The 14,202-nt window shown below is 35.2% G+C and carries 21 protein-coding genes, 1 tRNA gene and 1 pseudogene; 10 read left to right on the forward strand and 13 right to left on the reverse strand.

Annotated features, from left to right (window positions below; all coding sequences use genetic code 11):
* Positions 1 to 37: 37 nt before the first annotated feature.
* Together HS5_RS05405 and HS5_RS05410 are read left to right on the forward strand one after the other, a co-directional pair.
* A tRNA-Glu gene (locus HS5_RS05405) sits at positions 38 to 129 on the forward strand.
* 113 nt (positions 130 to 242) lie between these two features.
* A complete protein-coding gene (locus HS5_RS05410; protein ID WP_236753150.1) occupies positions 243 to 1,502 on the forward strand; it encodes a tyrosine-type recombinase/integrase in 1,260 nt (419 codons plus the stop codon).
* Here the strand turns inward: HS5_RS05410 and HS5_RS05415 are convergent.
* Genes HS5_RS05415 through HS5_RS05445 form a run of 7 tightly spaced genes read right to left on the reverse strand, consistent with a single transcriptional unit; the run spans position 1,480 to position 3,060 of the window.
* Entirely contained in the window at positions 1,480 to 1,776 is a 297-nt protein-coding gene (locus tag HS5_RS05415; protein ID WP_236753151.1) for a hypothetical protein, read from the reverse strand. The two genes, HS5_RS05410 and HS5_RS05415, sit on opposite strands and share 23 nt — an antisense overlap.
* Positions 1,773 to 2,045 (reverse strand): hypothetical protein, encoded by a 273-nt coding sequence (locus tag HS5_RS05420; RefSeq protein WP_236753152.1) that lies wholly within the window; start codon positions 2,043 to 2,045, stop codon positions 1,773 to 1,775. The genes HS5_RS05415 and HS5_RS05420 overlap by 4 nt, the downstream gene beginning before the upstream one ends.
* Entirely contained in the window at positions 2,032 to 2,184 is a 153-nt protein-coding gene (locus HS5_RS05425; protein ID WP_236753153.1) for a hypothetical protein, read from the reverse strand. Before HS5_RS05425 ends, HS5_RS05420 begins: the two co-directional genes overlap by 14 nt.
* A 2-nt stretch (positions 2,185 to 2,186) precedes the next feature.
* A complete protein-coding gene (locus HS5_RS05430; RefSeq protein WP_236753154.1) occupies positions 2,187 to 2,363 on the reverse strand; it encodes a ribbon-helix-helix protein, CopG family in 177 nt (58 codons plus the stop codon).
* Positions 2,360 to 2,524 carry a hypothetical protein gene (locus tag HS5_RS05435; protein WP_236753155.1) on the reverse strand — a complete coding sequence of 55 codons (165 nt, stop codon included), beginning with the start codon at positions 2,522 to 2,524 and terminating at the stop codon, positions 2,360 to 2,362. Before HS5_RS05435 ends, HS5_RS05430 begins: the two co-directional genes overlap by 4 nt.
* On the reverse strand, positions 2,514 to 2,729 hold the full coding sequence (locus HS5_RS05440) for a protein D-63 (protein WP_236753156.1): 216 nt from the start codon (positions 2,727 to 2,729) through the stop codon (positions 2,514 to 2,516). Before HS5_RS05440 ends, HS5_RS05435 begins: the two co-directional genes overlap by 11 nt.
* The gene (locus HS5_RS05445; protein WP_236753157.1) at positions 2,722 to 3,060 is read right to left on the reverse strand and encodes a hypothetical protein; all 339 of its coding nucleotides are present in this window, start codon (positions 3,058 to 3,060) and stop codon (positions 2,722 to 2,724) included. The genes HS5_RS05440 and HS5_RS05445 overlap by 8 nt, the downstream gene beginning before the upstream one ends.
* Before the next feature lie 89 nt (positions 3,061 to 3,149).
* On the opposite strand from HS5_RS05445, the gene HS5_RS05450 reads away from it, so the two are divergent.
* The 3 genes from HS5_RS05450 (at position 3,150) to HS5_RS05460 (ending at position 3,973) form a co-directional block, all read left to right on the forward strand.
* Positions 3,150 to 3,347 carry a DUF5678 domain-containing protein gene (locus HS5_RS05450; protein WP_236753158.1) on the forward strand — a complete coding sequence of 66 codons (198 nt, stop codon included), beginning with the start codon at positions 3,150 to 3,152 and terminating at the stop codon, positions 3,345 to 3,347.
* Entirely contained in the window at positions 3,307 to 3,750 is a 444-nt protein-coding gene (locus HS5_RS05455; protein ID WP_236753159.1) for a hypothetical protein, read from the forward strand. The genes HS5_RS05450 and HS5_RS05455 overlap by 41 nt, the downstream gene beginning before the upstream one ends.
* 70 nt (positions 3,751 to 3,820) lie before the next feature.
* Positions 3,821 to 3,973, forward strand: a complete 153-nt coding sequence (locus HS5_RS05460) for a hypothetical protein (RefSeq protein WP_236753160.1) — start codon at positions 3,821 to 3,823, stop codon at positions 3,971 to 3,973.
* Here HS5_RS05460 and HS5_RS05465 read toward each other — a convergent pair.
* On the reverse strand, positions 3,970 to 4,272 hold the full coding sequence (locus tag HS5_RS05465; protein ID WP_346729553.1) for a MarR family winged helix-turn-helix transcriptional regulator: 303 nt from the start codon (positions 4,270 to 4,272) through the stop codon (positions 3,970 to 3,972). The two genes, HS5_RS05460 and HS5_RS05465, sit on opposite strands and share 4 nt — an antisense overlap.
* Before the next feature lie 97 nt (positions 4,273 to 4,369).
* Between HS5_RS05465 and HS5_RS05470 the strand changes: the two genes are divergently transcribed.
* The 3 genes from HS5_RS05470 to HS5_RS05480 all read left to right on the forward strand — a co-directional run bounded on the left by HS5_RS05470 (position 4,370) and on the right by HS5_RS05480 (position 6,061).
* Entirely contained in the window at positions 4,370 to 4,651 is a 282-nt protein-coding gene (locus HS5_RS05470) for a transcriptional regulator (RefSeq protein WP_236753162.1), read from the forward strand.
* 142 nt (positions 4,652 to 4,793) lie between these two features.
* Positions 4,794 to 5,375 carry a hypothetical protein gene (locus tag HS5_RS05475; protein ID WP_236753163.1) on the forward strand — a complete coding sequence of 194 codons (582 nt, stop codon included), beginning with the start codon at positions 4,794 to 4,796 and terminating at the stop codon, positions 5,373 to 5,375.
* A 26-nt stretch (positions 5,376 to 5,401) separates the two neighbouring features.
* Complete coding sequence (locus HS5_RS05480; RefSeq protein WP_236753164.1) at positions 5,402 to 6,061, forward strand: hypothetical protein; 660 nt, start codon at positions 5,402 to 5,404, stop codon at positions 6,059 to 6,061.
* A 460-nt stretch (positions 6,062 to 6,521) separates the two neighbouring features.
* On the opposite strand, the gene HS5_RS05485 is transcribed toward HS5_RS05480, so the two are convergent.
* Both HS5_RS05485 and HS5_RS05490 read right to left on the reverse strand, forming a co-directional pair.
* A complete protein-coding gene (locus HS5_RS05485) occupies positions 6,522 to 6,785 on the reverse strand; it encodes a hypothetical protein (protein WP_236753165.1) in 264 nt (87 codons plus the stop codon).
* Between the two features lie 89 nt (positions 6,786 to 6,874).
* Positions 6,875 to 7,645 (reverse strand): hypothetical protein, encoded by a 771-nt coding sequence (locus tag HS5_RS05490; RefSeq protein WP_236753166.1) that lies wholly within the window; start codon positions 7,643 to 7,645, stop codon positions 6,875 to 6,877.
* 534 nt (positions 7,646 to 8,179) lie between these two features.
* Here HS5_RS05490 and HS5_RS05495 point away from each other — a divergent pair.
* Positions 8,180 to 9,142, forward strand: a complete 963-nt coding sequence (locus HS5_RS05495; protein ID WP_236753167.1) for a phosphoadenosine phosphosulfate reductase family protein — start codon at positions 8,180 to 8,182, stop codon at positions 9,140 to 9,142.
* Here HS5_RS05495 and HS5_RS05500 read toward each other — a convergent pair.
* The 3 genes and pseudogenes from HS5_RS05500 to HS5_RS05510 all read right to left on the reverse strand — a co-directional run.
* On the reverse strand, positions 9,123 to 10,460 hold the full coding sequence (locus HS5_RS05500) for a hypothetical protein (RefSeq protein ID WP_236753168.1): 1,338 nt from the start codon (positions 10,458 to 10,460) through the stop codon (positions 9,123 to 9,125). The two genes, HS5_RS05495 and HS5_RS05500, sit on opposite strands and share 20 nt — an antisense overlap.
* Positions 10,461 to 10,466: 6 nt before the next feature.
* Complete coding sequence (locus tag HS5_RS05505) at positions 10,467 to 12,428, reverse strand: ATP-binding protein (protein ID WP_236753169.1); 1,962 nt, start codon at positions 12,426 to 12,428, stop codon at positions 10,467 to 10,469.
* 89 nt (positions 12,429 to 12,517) lie between these two features.
* Positions 12,518 to 12,682 (reverse strand): annotated as a pseudogene (locus tag HS5_RS05510) (helix-turn-helix domain-containing protein); the annotation flags it as partial.
* Between the two features lie 239 nt (positions 12,683 to 12,921).
* On the opposite strand from HS5_RS05510, the gene HS5_RS05515 reads away from it, so the two are divergent.
* Positions 12,922 to 13,917 (forward strand): phospholipase D family protein, encoded by a 996-nt coding sequence (locus HS5_RS05515; RefSeq protein ID WP_236753170.1) that lies wholly within the window; start codon positions 12,922 to 12,924, stop codon positions 13,915 to 13,917.
* Positions 13,918 to 14,202: the final 285 nt, after the last annotated feature.

Genomic DNA, 14,202 nt, shown 5'->3' on the forward strand with positions numbered 1-14,202 from the left:
GAAAGTTTTAAATATTTCATACTTCTAATTATATCACGCTCCGGTAGTATAGCCCGGTCAAGCCTAAGCGCGCCGAGAGTATGCAGGCCTTTCGAGCCTGTGACCCGGGTTCAAATCCCGGCCGGAGCACTTTTCTTATGTTTAGTTGAAAGATAGTTTCGTTCTCTTTATAAAGGCGTAAATGGAACATAAAGCCTTATTTTTGGAACAGTGTCACTTTCTTATAAGTAGGGTATAAAAATATGCTAATTGACGTGACTAAATTAGACGAGGAACAGAGGAGAAGGATAGTGAAGAAAGTAGTGGAGAAACTGGGGCTGACACAAGCTGCGAAATCTCTGGAAATAGGCAGGAGTACTTTATACAGATACGTAAACTCCAATCAAAGTATTCCTTTAGAAGTAGTAAAGAGAGCTGCAGATATGTTAGCACCAGATGATCTTTCAGATGCTATTTACGGGTTGAAAGTAGTTGAGGTGGACGCTACTATGGCATTATCAGTAGTTATTAAGGCAATGAAAGATGAAAAGTTCCGGAACTTCTTCGTCTCCATCCTTTACCAGTACTTAGGAGAGTATATGAAGAATGTATCTTCTACGTATATTGTCACTGAAGATGATGTGAGGAAGTTCGAAAAATCACTCCAAGGTAAGACTAAAAGCACTATCGATATGAGGATGAGGTATTTGAGAATAGCACTTACGAGGCTGGGGTATGAGTTAAGCCCAGACGGTATCAGAGACTTAATAGCAGAGTTATCTGAAGATAGCAGCAACATAGCCAGACATACAGCTAATTCCTTGAAATTATTCATAAAGACGATAGTAAAAGAGAAAAACGTCCAGTTGGCACAGATGCTGTATAATTCGTTCAAGGTTCCTAAATCAAAATACAAGTATAAACCTCAACCGCTTACTTTAGACGCATTAAGAAAAATCTTTGATAATATAAATCACTTAGGCGCCAAAGCGTTCTTCTTGTTGCTGACAGAATCTGGGCTCAGGGTAGGAGAAGTTTATTCATTGAAAATAGACCAGCTGGACCTGGAAAACCGGATAATAAAAGTGATGAAAGAGACGGAAACCAAGAGAGCCTATATCTCCTTCATACACACAGAAACTAAGAAATGGTTACAAGAAGTCTATTTCCCATACAGAGAAGAATTCATAAGGACTTACGAATTTGCGGTTAAACAAATAGGGGCAGACGTTGAGATGTGGAAGCAGAAACTATTCCCGTTCCAGTTAGCCGATTTACGTGCCTCTATAAAGGAGGGGATGAGGAGAGTTTTAGGAAAGGAGTTCAGGCTTTACGACCTGAGGTCCTTCTTCGCTTCCTACATGATCAAGAATGGAGTCTCCCCGATGATCATAAACCTGCTCCAGGGGAGAGCTCCTCCGGCCCAGTTTCAGATATTGCAAAACCATTACTTTGTAATGAGTGAGATAGAGCTCCAAAAGGTCTTTGACGAGAAAGGACCTAAACTACTTTCTCTAAAATAAGGTCTATCTCTTTACCTAAATACTGTTCCCATATTTGTCTGAGAGAAATAGGTAGGGTAAGCATAAAATATTCACCGTGCTTGTAGACGCTCCTCAACCCTATTAAGATCTCTTTCTCGCCTACTATTGCTGTAACACTCCATTTCCCATAACCTAGATAACGGTTAAACCTCTGGGGTAAGTAAACGTAATAAATTTCCTTCTTTCCACTCCTCATTTTCGATACCGTAACTCCTGGGATAAGTAGTTTACCTAATTCGGCCAATATTCTCACCTCTGGTCTCCCAGTTCCTCCTTTAGTTTTTCAACTATCTTTCTGAGGTGGAGATCCTGCTTCTCCTTATCAGATATTTCTAAAGCGATTTTTATCCCTCTTAATAATGTATCTCTTTGCTTCCTTAATTTTTCATTATCTCTCTTTAGATACTCTATCTCTCTCTCAAGTTTGTTGATCTTATTCTGCAGTCTGGCTATAGTCTCTATTGCCCTGGCATACTGTTTCTTCAACTCGAAGTTTTCCTCTATAATTTCATTTATCGTCATTTAGACTCACCTTCTTATCCTTACAATCAATCAAATATTGTCCTAGAATTATATCGCAAATATCTTCATTATCTTTATTAAGAGATTTCTCGCAAATCTTAAGGACATCTTCTAAACTCCTGCAATATTCTTCAGTCATATTCACAGCCTCATCTTCTCTACTCTGGCCGCAGGAACTATCTCTTTATTTGTCTTGTCTTTTAGTAAGCGCTCTATTGCTAGTCTTATCACTTCACTCCTGTTTAACCCGTATTTTATAGCATACATATCCAGTTGCTCTAACAAGTCCTCTTCAACTTTGAACGTGATTACCCTCATTTCTCATCACACACCTTCCTTATCAGTTCGATAATTTCCTCATAGTAAAAGCGCGCTCTAGCACCGTCATTAGATCTTATAGAATCTTCAAACTTCATTAGCAAATATTGTACTCTCTCGCTTGGCTTCTTCTCCTCAGTTTTTCTCTTTTTAAAGATCATTTATAGCACCCTTCAAACTAACTGAATATAGGCCCGCTTGAATCTTTTGGACCAGAAATAATGACCTCTGTAGTCTGGTTATCATAGCCTCTTCGTCCGCGTTCTCTGTCGTCAAGTCTATCTTCAGCATCTTTACCGTTGATAATAATTCCCTGATTTCTGCGTCTAGTTCCTTGAATAAATCTGACAAATCCTGCTCACTCATCTTCATCAACTCCTACAACTGCTAATATCTGCAGTGTCTTCTTCGCTCTCTCTTTCAATAATCTGAAGACGAATTCTCTAGCCTCAGGGTTATTATCTATCAACCATAATATTCTATCATTCCCTAAGTGAGTCCTTCCCTTGCTAAGTTTATACATAGCGGACCTACTCAAAACTCCCTTAAAGTCGCTCGAAAACTTGTTGAATATCTTTTCACGATCCTCCTTGGTTAAAGACTCGATTAAAAAAAGAAGGTCCTTTTGACTTATCTCCCCGTTAACTGGGGAGTTAACAGAGTTTTTGAAAGTTTGGACGGACATTTTTGTTATCACTATGATACGTATAACGTATCAAATATAAAAACTTTGCTATACGTAAAGCGTAAAGAAAGTTGATATTCTTAGAATAACAGTTTAATATTATGCCTGAAAGTTTGATAGTGAGGGATCCTAAATATCTAGGTAAGTTCATTGCAGTTGATAGAGAATTCAATATTATAGGTTATGGTGATTCCCGAGAAGAGCTAGAAAGAGAGTTAAATAAAAAAGGTTATAGCATAGCCGATTACGATATAATATATGTCCCTAAATCCCTCAAAAAAGATCCTGAAAGCCATTAATTTTTCAGATTTTTACGAAAATAAGATTCCATTGCTTCAAGTCGAGTTAGAATGTCCTAAAATCGAAAGAGGGAAAATTGTTTTAGGATTGATAGATACTGGTAGTAGGTATACGATAATTAATAAGTATGCAGTAGAAGAATGTTTTACGAAAGATGACCTAAAAACAAAGTATACTGGCAGGGTAGTTATTAATAATAAGGAATACGAAAGATACTCCTTTAGATTTACGTTTCCCCAGTTGGACAATATAAGTGAGATATTCAACGCCGCAATTATGGAATACAGTCTAATTCCTGAAGAGTTAGTACCGAGCGTTATTTTGGGTAGAGAAGACTTTTTGAAGAGAGTAGTAATTTGCATGTACAAATCTGAATGGATGACAATATATAAAGAATTTTAACTTTCGGAATTCTCTGACCGATATTTATCACTTTTGTATATTTTGATCTAAAATGGATAAAGATAGTTATATGAAAGGATTCGAAGACTGCTTAGATTTTGTTTTAATAGAGTTAAAGAAATCAAAAGATCTAAATGACGCAAAGACTAGAATTGAAATAATCTATACAGAGTTTAAAGAAAACAAATATGAAATAGTAAAGAAAATGTTAAACTTAGATTAGACTTCTACTGACGGCCTTTGTGGATGCTTAATACTTTCCTCCATTATGCTTACTATTTCTTTTAGTCTCTTTGCAACCTCCTTTCCATAGTCAGTCAAAAATATAAGCCTCCTTCTTGGGAACGTGTCCTCTCTCTTATCGTAAACCAAGCCCAATTCCATTAACTCGTCTATAGCCTTTTTTATTGCATTGGGATTACTCTCTGTCTTATCTGATATGTCCCTAAAGGCTGATCCATCATTTTCTAGCAGAAATAATAATACCCTTTGTTGCATTTCTGTTAACTCTGTACGTTTCACGTAGTAAAACTATACAATTATTCCGTAATGAATATATGCTAACTGCTACGTGTCACGTATAATAAGATTTATATATTTGATACGCGTAACGTATCATATGAAAATAAGAGACATGTTAGTTCTTCCATCTGCAAAAATCTTACTGATCTTATTAGACGGTCCGAAAAACGATAAGGAAATAGTGTCTACACTAAAGATGAGCTCAACAACATATAATGAGAACATAACATGGTTATTAGCACATGGATTTATACAAAAGACTTCTGATGGCAGATATATACTCACAGATAAGGCTAAACAACAATTAGTTAACGTATTTCTACCACTCCTAAGTTACATAGACAAATTGAAAGAAATTGTTACAGTTTCAACAAGTTAAAAAAAGAGGGCTAATGGCTGGAGGGGTGGTCAATGAAACTATTCTCAAATATCATAATAAGCATTACTCTGGTACTCATCTTCTTCATCCTTCTTCAACTGGATACTCTCTCAAAAGAGAGCGTTTACTGGGGGGTTAACGAATGCTAATAGCTATGGGTCATACGGTCTACGGTGAGAGAATAAGGAAAGACTTCCCTAACATCTTAGTATACCCTGAGTTTTTCGACAGTAAAAAGGACCTACTCAGGAGAAATTATCACATTTATTTGAAGAAGCTCTGGTCCTTGAGGAGTACTATCAAAATAGCGATATATCCCGACTACATCTACCATAAGCTCTGGATCCCGAATAATGTGGAATACATTATTCCAGTTCATTCATTAGATGAAGGAGTAGTAAGGATTTATAGAGAGCTAAGCAGCTTTACAAAAGTCTGGTTGGGTTTTGCTTCAAATGAGAAGTACAGAGATTATGAGATTGCCGATTTTGTAGAGTTTGCTAAAAGGTTGAACGCTAAGACCTGGTACCTAGGTATATCGACGAAAAGAGAACTCAGGGAAGCAGTAAAGTGGAACTTTGAAGGGATCGACATTACTACAATGCTTCTTGGTAAATTTGAGCAAATAGGGGATTACAACTACGTTAGACGTAAAATAACAGAGCTTCTGGGCCATACGAAAGTCCAGGGTAAGCAAACAAGGATAGTGGAGTTTTTGCGTTAACCCCCCGGTTAACGTGGTGAGTTGACGTGGACAGACAGAAAATCCTTGACGAAATTTTCAGGATTAGGAGTGAGTTGATAGAGAGAGTTGCAACGATAAGGAAAGAAATATTCGGGATAAAGGACATGCTGCAGCTAAAACTACTGCCTGCGTGGGCTATGTCGAGGCTCAGGGATGAGAATGGAGACGTTAGATGGGAATACGCGGGATACGGTGACAGGATCTTAGTAGTGGAGCTTCACGACCCCTGGACGGAAGACAAGAATAAGAGAGAACGTAAAACCGCATTCGTAATATACTTTTCACTACAGACGTCCAAGCCCCTCGTACCGGCCCAACTTAAGTTTAAACTTAATTCCGTATATAAGGTGGTAAATAAGCTGAGGGCAAAGGGCTACCACGTCTTCCCCGCAGTTGTAGTGTATAACGCCACTCCCGGAGCCAAGGAGATGTTGCAAAAGCATAAGGTAGAGTTCTTTAACGATTTAGATAACCTTCTCGGGTGGATTTATTCTAAACTTTTGTCCAGGCTACAGAGGTTGGTAGAAGTTACAAAATTCACCTTTCAATTTGATAGGATATTCCTCTTTTTAAAGAAGGTAATAGAGGGCCTGGGATATAAGATCCCGTCGACGTTATTAGAAGCCTGGGCCTACAAACCTAAATATCCTCAGGCCTCAACGTAAAACTCCCTCTTCTATCGATAATTTTTCTCACTTTAGTATTAAATATTCATGATATGCGTTAACTCTCAGTTAATTTCAAAAAATTCTTTTCATTTTACAACAAATTTTCTCCAATTTTTACTCTGTTAACCGGGGAGTTATATGTAAAAAGTGGCCAAGAAATAAAGACATTTATTATTTCTTTCTAAAAGAAAGAAATTAAAAGGAGAACGCGTGAACAAAAATACTTTACAATTTTTAAGGAAGTGAACAGATATTATTCCTAAAATAACATTCCTTATGAAGAGATTAACTTATTGAAACTTACAAAAATAAGGACGTGAACAGATACAGGGTAAAAGTTGCCCCTTATAGTATACTGTAAAAGTAACTATCTAACCAAATAATAATATAATAAAAAGAAGGAAGTACTGGGTCAGGGTACTGTAAGCAGAACTATTAACTCCCCTTACTTTTTCGGTTATTCAACCAAACCCTGGCCTAAACTTACAACTAAATCATCGATCAAGTACATCAAAGCAGTAATTGCATTAAACTCCTCTCTGGTTCCCGCTCTGATAGCAACCGCTATACTACCTTGGGAGTAACTTATACTGACAACTTTAAAGCCCTTTTCAAAACCTCCTTCAGCTTCAATTACGGTTGAAAGGCCACTCTCGTAGTTAATCCTATAAATTGTCTTATCTCCCTCCTTCCTCTTTTCTACACTGATTACCTTTGCCATAATAAGAAATTGAGATAAGGTAATGTTAAGTATATAGTATTATCTGCTGGTATTACGACAAAACTACCCCACTCCACTTCAAACTAGTACTATGGGCATGTGATTTTACTAAGGAAATTATTCACAGTATGACTATTTATTAAGTAGTAATCTAGACTGTTTATTACTTTTAAGCATATGGAGTCGGACGTTGCGTTATCGCAATATATCGTAACCTTAATAATATCATCTTTCCTAATTATTGCTCTGTAATCTATTGGATCTATTGGATCTATTGTTGGGTTCCTATTACATCTAAGTATCGAATTATTATATGGTGAATATGGCGGTACTATTACGATTAGTCCATTGGATAATAAAATTATACGGTAATGTATTTCTTTAAAATTTATACGGTAATGTGGAAAAGTATGTATATATTTGGTTGTTAGAGCTCCGACTATTATTATTAAATCCGCTATTTCATTATCATTATTTACTATGTCTACTGGCATAAATTGTTCTTTTATGCCATATACTCCTTCCCAATACCTAATCCAATGAAGCAGAACTCCACCAAACGATTCCCATTTTCCGTTTCTCTGTATTTCTGCTTTTGCAATACATTTCCTTGCTGTCGCATTTCCTTTGTTATAAACCTTAACTCTAACAAACTTTGCCTTTCCTATGTTACCTATATTTACTGGGTTATCAAGGGCAGAATAATCAAAGCCTACCTCTAGCTTAGGCTTCTTTGTCATCTCTTCCAGCTGTTGCTTAAGCATTGAATTCTGTTTCCTCATCTCCCTATATTGCATAAAGTAAATAATGATGCTAGCTACTAAAGCGACAACTGTAATACAGGTGATAATTCCAGACATCGTTTTTACCTCATGAAATTATCCTAAGGCATTATAGTATAAAAGAAATTAGGATTACTAGAGTAAACTCCCCAGTTTACTGAGTAAAAATTCAAACTTCTTTATAAAGAGATATAGTATATATAACTACTACTGAAACTTTTTCACGCACAAAACTTACAAAACATGACACACTTTTCACTTTCAATTTTACGAATTTTTACATAAGCTAACATATAGCAATTGTTTAAGCTAATTGAATTTTCACTTTCACTTTTAGAAAAATTTTTAGGAGTGAAGAAAGGCCTTTTACATTACTTCTTACCCTGGGCCTAAGTTTTTCAGTCTTTATTTTCCAGTGATTTAGCTCTTAGTAGTAGTAAATAATAGACTAAATTTCTCCTTATAGATATGGGAATATAACAAAAACGGCTATTAATACTCCTCATAAGAGTTTCTTCATCTATTGTGTATATATTCCACTTTATATTATAACGATATATTAAAATATTTTTTATAAGTAAAATTTTTTAACCAGCGGATCTAGTTTTTCCTATGGATTTAGAAGAGAAAGTTGAAAGCACAATAAATTTTATTGTTGATATATCCGAAGAGTTGGATCCTACAATACCCTGGGAATTAGGTTTTAGCGGAGGAAAGGACTCAACTACTGTCCTTAGCTTATTAATCGAGTCAATGAAGAGAGGTGCAAGAATACCTAAACTATATGTAGTATATTCTGATACACTTTTAGAACATCCTACATTAAGAAAGGAGACTTTAGAGGCATTAAACAGTTTAAAGGAATTTGATAATATTGAACCAGTTAGGCTTACCCCCAGGGAAGACTTTATCACAATGATGGTAGAGAGAGGATACCCTGCTCCAAACCACCGTTTCAGGTGGTGTATGGCTAGGTTGAAGATAAGGCCTATGCAAGAATTTATGCGAAAATTAGGGAACTTCGTGCAGGTTTCGGGTGTTAGGAGGAGTGAAAGCGCAGAAAGGGCAAAGAATATCAAGCATTATGGGAAAATGGAGAAAATAGTAAAGATTGGAAATCCGATCATTATGCCGATTTTAGATTGGACTACAGAGGACGTATTTAATTTCCTTAAGATAAGAAAGAGATGGGATGGAAAAGATTTCAGCTACTTACTTGAGTTATATGAGGTTAAAGAGGAAGATAGTTGTGGTTGTGCTTTAAGTTCAGACGTTAGATTCGGCTGTTGGGTTTGCACAGTGGTAAAGATTGATAAAATGCCAACAAATCCTATACTGAAGTGGGCTAAACAGAGGATTTTGGAAATATCAAGGGATCCCAGAATGAGAAATTATGATAAGGAAGGAAGACCTAGAAGTTTGAATGAGAAAGGAAGGAGAGAGATAGCAAAGATTTTCCTTGAAGTTGCAGAAAAATATCCTGAGGCATTAGGATATAATATTGATGAGTTAAAGGAAAAGTTAAAGAAGATAATAGATGAGAAAAATCAGTTAATTAAGATAGTCCAACAGTAGCAATATCATATTTACTAAGTAAATGCGCCTTTAACCAATCTTCAACTTCCTTTATAGGATATAGTTCAACTAAGTTTCTGTAAGGAGTAGAGGACGGTATTGGGTATCTTAAACTGTAAATAATATTTAATATTTCAGCTAGCTTTGATCTACTATTATTTACATTATTTTGGAGTAGTTGTTTGATTGTAATTTTACCTTGGTCATCGACTTCCTCATAGTTTTTATTTATCCAATTTATCCATTCATTTTTGTCTATAATTGCTGGTAACGGTATATCTAATCTTACTAAACCTGCAGTAGGCGAGAAGACTGGGTAATTCTCTGAAATAAGTTCTCCTCTTAACCTAAAAATGGAACTCAAAATATGAGTGGCAATATAATTTTCCTCTTTCCCTTCAACTTGGTCATCTATAAGCTTAGTCCATAAATAAATATAAGCTTCATTAGTTATTCCACTAAAATTAGTGGTTAAAGTAGATGGAATTTTAACTACTTTTTTAACTGCACCAACTATTCCTTTTAGTATATTATATGCATCAGCTGCATTCTTTACTTTATTTAATTCTCTCACTATCCCCCTTAAGTTTAGATCAACTAGCCCTGCATATTTAAATAGCGGGGCTATAGGTCCATCAACAATTACTAAGTCGTTATCAGTTATGGTTTTTGTAATATCTATTACTAAAGCTAATTCAAGAGTTCTTAGAATCTCTTTTATTCTATTCTTAGCTGTAGATATTATCTTGCTAGAAGCTATTAGATCGCTTTCATTAATTAAAGTTCTTCTCGTTAATTGCTCATTCTGATCTTTGTATTCACCTAAGGTAATAGTAGTATCAGAGAAGAGTATTTCCCTATCGGGATTAGTTATAAAATTTCCAAATTTGACAAATCCGCTCTCTATAACTGATATGCCAAAAGGTAAGATTGAATGACCTATTAGTTTAGATGCTGCTCCAAAAGGAAATATAGCTACTAGTAACTCTTTCTTTTTTAGAGGATATAATTCTTTATTTTCTAATTTCATCGCTCCCGCAATCATGTTCGCAATTACTAAAGGCACTTGAATACTTTGCACATTCATTATCCCTACTACTCTATATCTCATTACGCCATCTACAAAAATTAGGTTTTTTGAAAGAGCAGGCATTTCCGAGAGATTTAGAGTATCTATAAGCTCTGAATCTGTTATGGTATCTTGTGCAACATACTCCTCTTCTGGATCCTCATCAGCAAATCCCAAATTTGGAAATCTGTGTATATTATCTTTAATCCATTTTCTTAATTCATCTTCATTAAACGAACTCCGACTCATGGTAAGTCACTGAAGCTCATGTAACATTATTGGGAATCTAACCTTTATTGGAGAATTATAGGAAGCTAGTTGGTATATTATAGTTTCTCCTTGCATCAACTCTGGAATTAAACTTCTCAGATCTCCGAATTTCTTGTATTCCTCATTTTTAAGTTCAGCATCATCGGTATTTCCAATCACATAAGTAGAGGCGTTTCCATAGACTTCCTCATCTATTAGGGAAGCAAATTGTTGAGCTCCAATTAACCCTATATTAAGGCTTCTTGCCCTAGCTGCTATATCTATTATTGATTTTTTTATGGGTGAGTCATATTTCTTAGGTGCAAATTTGTTTAACTCGTCTACAAATACTAAAACATGATCGAAAGGTTGTGGTGATTGTTGAATTTGTTGAATTTGCTTTAATACATTGTTAAAAATTAATCTTTGCATAGCTTCGTTGTCAAAATTCAATTGCATTATATTAATACCTTCATGAATGTCCGCATCAGTTATTGGCATACCTGTCTGTCTATATATTTCTAAGCCAAAATCCTTATTCGTATCGATGAAATTAGCTACTTTTCTAGCTATAACCCTGATCGTAGAAGGAGCATAGGTTGTACCAGCTCCCTGAACATTGGTGAAAATGTTATTAGGTTTATTCGTAATTTTTTTCTTTATATACTCATCTAGCTGGTGTAATGCTTGATCAATATTGCTTGCGTCACGGAGTAATCTTTGGAATGTAATGTTTTGATTTCCTATCTGGTTACTTATATACTTAGTTAATGCATCAATGTAGTCCTTCTGTGCAGCACTTAAATTCTTATAGTCTCCTCCAGATAAAATTTCTTCAAGCTCTTCAAGACTAAGATCTCTAATACCATAGCTAAATATATTGGGTATTAAATTTGTATTGTTAACATACCTAAGGCATGCATCGTTTTGTGAATATGTCCAATAATATAGCATTGGATTCCCAGCATTATCTCTGGGTATAAGTTCAGATGGTGAATTTAAGGCAAATTCTTGCCTTATTCTCCTCCATAAACCTATATTAGCAGAAGCTACTTCTGGTTTGTTCGCAAAATAGTTACCTATAAGATTTTCCACATCACTCCACGACTGTAATTGTAAAATTGTTCCTATCTTAAATAAATCACACTGTTTTACATTGAATGCTACCACTGCAACTTTCTTATTATTTATCTTAGCCCAATGAAGGAATGAAAATATTAGGAATAAGGCATACGTTGTTTTTGCAGCTAATCCAGACTTTCCAGTTATCATTACATGTGCTCCTTCTGGTCCCGCAATATATCTTGCATCATAGTAGAGAGGAATCCAACTGTTAGGATCATCAGCATTAGTAAAACTGTACACGAAACCAGCTAACACTCTATCTTGCTGCTTAATTGTCTGATTTAAGAAGTCAATATCCTGTTGATTAGCAAACCTTACTCTCATCCTTGACGTCGGTGGCTTAACTATTTGTGGATCCCTCCTTACAGCCCTTACTTTATATATCGTAATCACTCTAGGTTCTACATGCGATGAAGCTAAAGGATCTCCAACATTACTACTATAAAACTCCGAAACAGGGTCTTCTGATGTAGATGTAGAGTAAGAATCAACTACTAAACCTATTATCTTATTCTTACCATCCTCTGCAACAAGGAATGTAGAACCAACGTCTATGTCTTCATCTTTATTTACCCAAACATAAAACTCATTATGCTTAGCAGGTTGCTGATTAGATATTACTATCTTACCAATGTAATTAGGTTGTGGAGTTTGTGGTTGAGCGCCTTGCTGAATCTGTTGCGCATTAACTGAATTAGAAACCTGGAGTACTTGCTGAACATTCTGTTGTACTTGCGAGATAGAGATATTAGAAGGTTGGGCTACTTGTTGACTATCTTGCTGAATTTGTTGTGTAGATGAATTATCTTTTAGTGAATCTTTATCTTTATTCTCCTCGGACATTTTTAATCACCATAACTATTAGTTGTATTCTTAATATTGCCTCCTTTTTCCCTATTATTCTCTATTTCGAGAATGTCCACTCTAGCATCTTTTCCACCAGTTTTTATTAGTCTTTCAACTTCACCATAAGGAATCCTCCATCTACCGTTAATCATAATAGCTAGAATTTTACCTTGCTTAATCCATTTTATTACACCGCTCCTACTCATACCGAATATTTCAGCTACTTTAGTAGGAGTTAAATATTTCTCCATAAGTATTCAGAAACAATTGGAAGTATTTAAAAATATCTTATTTAATAGATAAATAAAATTACGTCATAAGTAAAATTCACAGTTTATTGTAGTAATTATAAAATAATTATAACATTAATTTTTATTTCAGATTTTATTACTTTCATCTTAACGATAAGTACTTACTAGGATTGTAAACCTCGGAGGAGTACTATATGTTATTCATGAAGTTTTATTATTTTATAATGATAAAAACTGTTATGAAACCTTGCATTAACCTCTTAGAATGCATAGACTCCGGAGTCAGAGCGGTAAAGATTGCCGTAGCTTACGTTAAGAAATCAGGCGTTAACAGGTTCAGCGAATTTTTACAGAATACTAAGGAATGTTTAATAATAGCCTCTCTAGACTTCGGAATAACAGAACTTGAGGGGCTCAAGGAGTTAAGAAAGCTGGGATGTAACGTTTACTTGTACAATGGCGGTAATGAGTTCCACCCCAAGGTCTACGTGCTCGATTACGGGCATAAGAAAATCGCCGTAATAGGTTCCTCAAATTTAAGTGAAGGTGCAATTACCGGTAAGAATATTGAATTTAACCTAATAGTTGAAGAAGATGAAATAGTAAGGGAAGCAGAAGTCTTCATTAACAAACTCCTTACCGAGTCGAATCCGGTTACCGACGACCTCATATCCCAGCTGGAGAAAAATGGGTACGAGAAGATCAGAAGAGCGGTATACGATAAGCCGGGGGAGGTTATACTATCCTTATTGAGGAAAAGGGATAAGTATTGTGAAGGGTTCATTAAGCTATATGAAGAGATCCAGAAATACAAAGTGAGTGGGAATCTGATAGGCATAAGGGATAAAATTCATGAAATGACGATAAATAAGATTGTGTGCGATCTAACATCGTACGGAATAGATGTAAAAGTGAGCGAGAAAAAGGTAGCTCATGGGCCAGACATAATTATAGATACTGAAAAGTCTAAAGTAAGGATCAAAGTTCAAGGTATGGTTCTGCCTAATAAGACTGCAATAATACATAATTTAGATTTTGACTATTTTATAATAGTATTAATAATAGATTTTAATAGTGTGGAATATTTCATACTTGACAAAAATGAGATAGAGGGACTAGTTAAAAAGGGTGGTATAAGATTTAATCGGAAATTGAACTCTTATAATATATTATCTGAAACATACAAAATGTATAAAAGTAATCTAGATGATTTTATAAAAAAGCTCCTATTGTAGCAGAATCTTGAGGGAAAGGAAAATGAAGGTCAAGTAGTGTAAGGAATAGAAATGCTAGTAGGATCAGAGTATGAAGATAGTTAGGAGAAGTATAAGGTGTAAAAAGATAGTATTAACAGTATAGGAGAGTTTGCTAGAAAATAGGGACTGAGTTAAGGAGCTAGAAAACTAAGTTAGGTAAGTTCGGAGAAATAGTGGTAAGTAGGAGGTTATAGTGATATAAGAGAATGTAATTAGAAAGCTTACGGAATTGAGAGAAGAAAGACAGTTTAGAATATTGAAAAG

Origin of the sequence: Acidianus sp. HS-5, from assembly GCF_021655615.1 — an archaeon.
Taxonomy (GTDB): Archaea; Thermoproteota; Thermoprotei_A; order Sulfolobales; family Sulfolobaceae; genus Acidianus.

Excerpts from the sequence above, each read along its gene's own strand:
- HS5_RS05410 (WP_236753150.1), top strand. The coding sequence starts at position 243 with ATGCTAATTGACGTGACTAAATTAGACGAGGAACAGAGGAGAAGGATA.
- HS5_RS05420 (WP_236753152.1), bottom strand. The coding sequence starts at position 2,045 with ATGACGATAAATGAAATTATAGAGGAAAACTTCGAGTTGAAGAAACAG.
- HS5_RS05425 (WP_236753153.1), bottom strand. The coding sequence starts at position 2,184 with ATGACTGAAGAATATTGCAGGAGTTTAGAAGATGTCCTTAAGATTTGC.
- HS5_RS05430 (WP_236753154.1), bottom strand. The coding sequence starts at position 2,363 with ATGAGGGTAATCACGTTCAAAGTTGAAGAGGACTTGTTAGAGCAACTG.
- HS5_RS05435 (WP_236753155.1), bottom strand. The coding sequence starts at position 2,524 with ATGATCTTTAAAAAGAGAAAAACTGAGGAGAAGAAGCCAAGCGAGAGA.
- HS5_RS05440 (WP_236753156.1), bottom strand. The coding sequence starts at position 2,729 with ATGAGTGAGCAGGATTTGTCAGATTTATTCAAGGAACTAGACGCAGAA.
- HS5_RS05450 (WP_236753158.1), top strand. The coding sequence starts at position 3,150 with ATGCCTGAAAGTTTGATAGTGAGGGATCCTAAATATCTAGGTAAGTTC.
- HS5_RS05455 (WP_236753159.1), top strand. The coding sequence starts at position 3,307 with ATGTCCCTAAATCCCTCAAAAAAGATCCTGAAAGCCATTAATTTTTCA.
- HS5_RS05460 (WP_236753160.1), top strand. The coding sequence starts at position 3,821 with ATGAAAGGATTCGAAGACTGCTTAGATTTTGTTTTAATAGAGTTAAAG.
- HS5_RS05470 (WP_236753162.1), top strand. The coding sequence starts at position 4,370 with ATGAAAATAAGAGACATGTTAGTTCTTCCATCTGCAAAAATCTTACTG.
- HS5_RS05475 (WP_236753163.1), top strand. The coding sequence starts at position 4,794 with ATGCTAATAGCTATGGGTCATACGGTCTACGGTGAGAGAATAAGGAAA.
- HS5_RS05485 (WP_236753165.1), bottom strand. The coding sequence starts at position 6,785 with ATGGCAAAGGTAATCAGTGTAGAAAAGAGGAAGGAGGGAGATAAGACA.
- HS5_RS05490 (WP_236753166.1), bottom strand. The coding sequence starts at position 7,645 with ATGTCTGGAATTATCACCTGTATTACAGTTGTCGCTTTAGTAGCTAGC.
- HS5_RS05495 (WP_236753167.1), top strand. The coding sequence starts at position 8,180 with ATGGATTTAGAAGAGAAAGTTGAAAGCACAATAAATTTTATTGTTGAT.
- HS5_RS05500 (WP_236753168.1), bottom strand. The coding sequence starts at position 10,460 with ATGAGTCGGAGTTCGTTTAATGAAGATGAATTAAGAAAATGGATTAAA.
- HS5_RS05505 (WP_236753169.1), bottom strand. The coding sequence starts at position 12,428 with ATGTCCGAGGAGAATAAAGATAAAGATTCACTAAAAGATAATTCATCT.
- HS5_RS05515 (WP_236753170.1), top strand. The coding sequence starts at position 12,922 with ATGAAACCTTGCATTAACCTCTTAGAATGCATAGACTCCGGAGTCAGA.